This window comes from Porphyromonas sp. COT-290 OH3588 (assembly GCF_000769075.1).
In the GTDB taxonomy this organism is placed as follows: Bacteria; Bacteroidota; Bacteroidia; order Bacteroidales; family Porphyromonadaceae; genus Porphyromonas.
The window spans coordinates 1-5047 of the sequence record NZ_JRFC01000029.1 but is presented as its reverse complement, the minus strand read 5'-3'; the positions used below and the strand labels follow the sequence as shown (position 1 = coordinate 5047).

Here is a 5047-nt window from a genome sequence, read left to right as displayed (position 1 = left end):
AACATCAAAGCTATGAACGATTTTTGACAGGTGGCGGGCTAGCCCGCCACCTGTCGTTCTTATAACCATAGTGTTGCGTTAGAAAATGGAAAGTACATTGAGCTGGGTCCCCGATATTATGCAGAGTTTTTGGAGTAACTTTGTCTGTAAAGTTGTCAATCGCACAACGAACCTAAGAAATATAAGACTTATTTTGATGGCAAGAATAGTAACTAAAACTGGAGATAAAGGGACGACTGGTATCTTCGCAGGGGAGCGTGTGGCCAAGGACGATATACGCATCGAAGCCAATGGCACGATGGATGAGCTCAATGCCCACTTGGGGCTTATCAGATCGATGATCGACTGCTCAAAGGAGCGGCACACTTTCATCGGCAAACTACAAATGAATATCATGCAGATGATGAGCCTAATTGCCACACCCTCTGACCGAAGGTGTCAAAATCCTAATAGCTTCGACCCCGATTGGCTGACTGAATTGGAGGAAGAGGTACAGAGATTAATGCACGAAACGCCCAACAATGGCTTCTTCATCCTCCCCGGAGGTACGCCACTCTCTGCCCAGATGCAGTTAGCACGGACGGTCTGTCGTAGAGCCGAGCGTAGACTCTGGACGCTAAACGGGCAGGACCCCCTCCCCGAGGGGCTAATCCCTTGGGTCAATAGGCTCAGCGATTATCTATTCGTTCTAGCTAAGTGGGAGATGAACCACCAAGACTGGCCAGAGGATGTATGGCAGTCTTTTGCCTATAAACGTAAGAAGAAAACAGATGAAAGTAAGTAATCGCCCCCTGCGCCCCCTAATGTTTGTGGGGACTGGTAGTGATGTAGGCAAGAGCATCATCGCTACTGGTCTGTGCAGAATACTATTGCAAGACGGTTATCAGCCTGCCCCTTTTAAGGCGCAGAATATGGCACTCAACTCATTCGCCACACCCGAGGGGCTAGAGCTTGGGCGCGCCCAAGCCGTTCAAGCAGAGGCCGCAGGCATCTCGCCCCATACAGATATGAATCCCGTACTGCTGAAGCCTAGTAGCGATAAGCGCAGCCAGATCGTACTCAACGGCCGAGCGATCGGCGACCAAGATGCCTACGAGTACTTCCGCACGGTCGGTAGAGGCGAATTGAGGGGCGAAGTGCATGCAGCCTTCGATCGGCTCTCGGCACGGTATAACCCAATCGTGATGGAGGGAGCAGGCAGCATCTCCGAGCTAAATCTACAGAAGTCCGATCTCGTCAATATGTCTATGGCCGAATATGCCGACGCTACTGTGATCTTGGTCGCTGACATCGACCGTGGAGGTGTATTCGCATCAGTCTACGGCTCTATCATACTCCAGAAACCAGACCACCGCAAACTCATCAAGGGTATTCTGATCAATAAATTCAGAGGTGATATTCGCCTATTCGACGAGGGCAAACGTATGCTGGAGGAGCTATGTGGCGTGCCCGTAGTAGGCATAGTCCCCTACTATACGGATATACATATCGAGGAGGAAGACTCTGTAGCTCTAGGCAAAAGACACAGACATAGCCTACAGGGCAAGGTCAATATTGCCGTGGTACTACTGCGCTACATTTCCAACTATACAGACTTTGCACGCTTAGAGCAGGATCCTCGAGTGCATCTATTCTATACAAATAATGTAGACGAACTAGCCGAAGCCGACATCATCATACTACCGGGGAGCAAAAGTACCCTAGCAGACCTCTACGAGCTTAGACGCAATGGCGTCGCCAAAGCCGTAATCTCAGCCCAGCGCGCAGGTAAAACCGTGCTAGGCATCTGTGGTGGCTACCAAATGATGGGTATGGAAGTGCTGGATCCCGAGGGCGTGGAGGGCGAACTACCACGTCTGCCGGGTCTGGGACTACTACCTACCTCAACCACAATGGCGGGGGATAAGATCACGAAGCAGGTTGGCTTCCGCTTCGTCGGGGGTGAGGGCGACTGCATCGGCTACGAGATACACATGGGGCGCACCGTACCTATCGACGGAGCAGTAGCCTCTCCTCTAGCCAGACTGCACGATGGACGTACCGACGGATATAGGCGTGACGACAGATGTATGGGCACTTATCTGCACGGCATCCTAGACAATCCGCCCTTCGTAGACTACTTATTAGCTCCATTCGCCCAAAGACTAAGCCGAAAGACCGAGGCCGTAGACTACGATACCTACAAGAATGAGCAATACGATCGCTTGGCAGATCACCTACGCAAGCATCTGAACATCGATCTTATCTATCAAATGATGCAAACTAATGGTTAATGGACACGGGGACGATCTACACAAGTATCCCCACATCAAAGCTAACTTTAGCTCAAACGTCTATTCGGATACCGACAATCGCCCCTTGCTACAGCACCTAGAGCAGTGTATCCCCTCCGTCCTAGGTTCATATCCCGAGCCAGAGCCCTATACGCTACAGGCGGAACTCGCACAGCATCTAGGACTATCGCCCGATGAAGTACTCGTAACTAATGGGGCAACGGAGGCGATTTACCTCATCGCTCAAGCCTTCCCTAGCACTAGGACGAGCTTTGTCGAGCCTACATTCCGCGAGTATCGAGATGCCTCTCTCATCATGGGGCATAGCATCGTGGATTTTGATGCTCGCTTAATCGGGTCACTCCAGATGCTCTGGCTCTGTAGCCCCAATAACCCAACGGGGCAGATCGTAGAGAAAGAGGCGGACTGGATTAGGGAGTACCCCAATACACTCTTCGTCATCGACAGGAGCTACGAATACTTCAGCCAAAAGAATCTGACGGACGAACTACGTACGCACAATGCCATCTACATTCATTCTCTCACTAAGCGCTATCGCATACCGGGGCTTCGCTTAGGATACATCACGGGGCACACGGAAACGCTTGAGCGGATCAGAGCCGTCAGACAACCGTGGTCTGTGAATGCTTTAGCCATTGAGGCGGGGCGATGGATCGTGCATAATCGATTGCCCGAAACAATAGATCGAACCAGACTATGGGAAGAAACTGATCGACTGGCACGTGCTATTAGTTTAATAGAAGGGTACGAAGTCACTCGAACTGATACGCACTTTATGTTAATTCGCACACCTCACAGAGCCAATCTGCTAAAGAAGTGGCTAGCTCGGCAGCACCATTTGCTCGTAAGAGATGCGTCCAACTTCCACACGCTAACGCCCAACCATATCCGAATAGCTACTCAAACCCGAGAGGAGAATGATTGCTTAATTCGGGGACTAAGGGCTTATCAGGGTAAAGCTCTGGGTTGAGATAGCCTGCGCTCCAAGAGGTTATAAGAAATCCTCCGAAAGACAGCCGGGCTTATGCCATTCAAAATTTGTTACGTATGTTACAAAATTATTGGAACGTGTAGCTCTATCTTTGATGCGAGTGTTTAATTACATCACTAAACAAAGCCATAAATGAAAAAGTCCCTTCATCTGAAGTGGTGGCATCGCTGGCTAGGCATTACCCTGACTATACCTATACTGCTATTTGCTCTCTCTGGGATTGTACTCAATCATCGGGCTAGCATTTCCGAGTTTGATGTACCTCGATCATTTCTCCCCCAATCATACCACTACAAGAACTGGAACCATGGAGCAATCCGAGGTGCTGTGAAGCTATCTCCAGATAGCATCTTACTCTATGGGAGTCAAGGAATATGGCTAAGTGATTCGCTACACAACAAAATCGAGCCATATAGCGTTGGGCTCAAACCTGCAGAGGGGCAAATGCTTCTTGCTATGAGCCGAACTACCTCGGGGGAGTTCTTTGCTCTATCGCCTTTCGTCTGCTATCGACTCGATCACAAAGCGCAGCGATGGGAGGCCATTTGGTCACGATCCGAAACGAGTGAGCGCTTGAGCGATATGGCATGTCGGGGGGATAGCCTTATGATCCTAAGCCGATCGGAGGTCTTCTACGCCCAAGAGCCATATCGGAGATTTGAACGCATCGAGCTACCAGCTCCAAAGGACTATCAACCAAGTGTATCGACCTTCAAGACCCTATGGACGCTACACAGTGGTGAGCTCTTTGGTTCAATCGGGATATTCGTAGTAGATCTCTTGGGGGTGATTATCATCACACTCTGCCTCACAGGTGTCGTAATACTCTTGTGCCCTAGTATCGTTCAAAGAATTAAGCAACGAGGAGGGGCAACAAGGACCACTCGTAGAGCCTTTGGCATCGCTCTACGCTGTCACAATAAGCTAGGTGTATGGTCGCTAGTAGGTCTACTTGTACTGACTATCACGGGCACATTCCTACGTCCTCCACTGCTAATCTCAATCATCAGAAGCAAACACACGCCTCTAGCAGGAACACATCAAGATAGCTCCAATCCGTGGCAAGATAAACTTAGGACGATCAGATACGATGCTCACGCGGGCGATTGGCTCCTCTACACGTCCGACGGCTTCTATCGCACCTCTTCACTCGCCTCAGATACTCCAGTCAAGGTTGCAGCAGTAGCACCTGTGAGCTTTATGGGAATCAACACAATGCAGCAACTAAACTCGGAGGCTTGGCTCGTAGGCTCGTTCAGTGGTCTATACTATTGGGAGATTGACTCCGGGGAGTGCACTGATCTCTACACCAAACAACCATACGTGCCCAAGAGTGGTATGCCCGACTTCCAGCACTCGGTAGCTGGCTTCTGTGATCTGATGATGGACAAGCCTATCGTATTCGACTACAACAGAGGAGCGGAATCCTTAGTCGAGGGACAAAAGTTTGCGCCTATGCCAGAGATTCTAGCCCAATCAGGGCGAATCTCACTATGGCATCTTGCTCTTGAGGTGCACACAGGACGCATCTATACATTCCTACCAGAACTAGCAGCCCAATTATTCATTTTCATCTCTGGTATCTCTCTGCTAGTTATCCTGCTCTCCGGATATATCGTCTATAGACGGCACCACCGCAAGCGCAAGAAACCGATGAAGAAATAGAGACCGTTGCACGGCATTTTGCCTCTTTTCGGTTAGAAACTTTGTATATATCTCTGATTATTACTATCTTTAATATGTAATTAATTGTATCGACATG

Annotated in this window: 4 protein-coding genes; all 4 read left to right on the top strand. The window is 49.7% G+C overall.

The window, feature by feature from the left end; all coding sequences use genetic code 11:
- Positions 1-196: 196 nt before the first annotated feature.
- Complete coding sequence (locus HQ48_RS06880; protein ID WP_044232709.1) at positions 197-784, top strand: cob(I)yrinic acid a,c-diamide adenosyltransferase; 588 nt, start codon at positions 197-199, stop codon at positions 782-784.
- Positions 771-2273 (top strand): cobyric acid synthase, encoded by a 1503-nt coding sequence (locus HQ48_RS06875; RefSeq protein ID WP_044232706.1) that lies wholly within the window; start codon positions 771-773, stop codon positions 2271-2273. Before HQ48_RS06880 ends, HQ48_RS06875 begins: the two co-directional genes overlap by 14 nt.
- On the top strand, positions 2266-3264 hold the full coding sequence (locus HQ48_RS06870) for an aminotransferase class I/II-fold pyridoxal phosphate-dependent enzyme (protein ID WP_044232703.1): 999 nt from the start codon (positions 2266-2268) through the stop codon (positions 3262-3264). The genes HQ48_RS06875 and HQ48_RS06870 overlap by 8 nt, the downstream gene beginning before the upstream one ends.
- 153 nt (positions 3265-3417) lie before the next feature.
- Positions 3418-4950 carry a PepSY-associated TM helix domain-containing protein gene (locus HQ48_RS06865; protein ID WP_044232701.1) on the top strand — a complete coding sequence of 511 codons (1533 nt, stop codon included), beginning with the start codon at positions 3418-3420 and terminating at the stop codon, positions 4948-4950.
- Positions 4951-5047 lie beyond the last annotated feature (97 nt).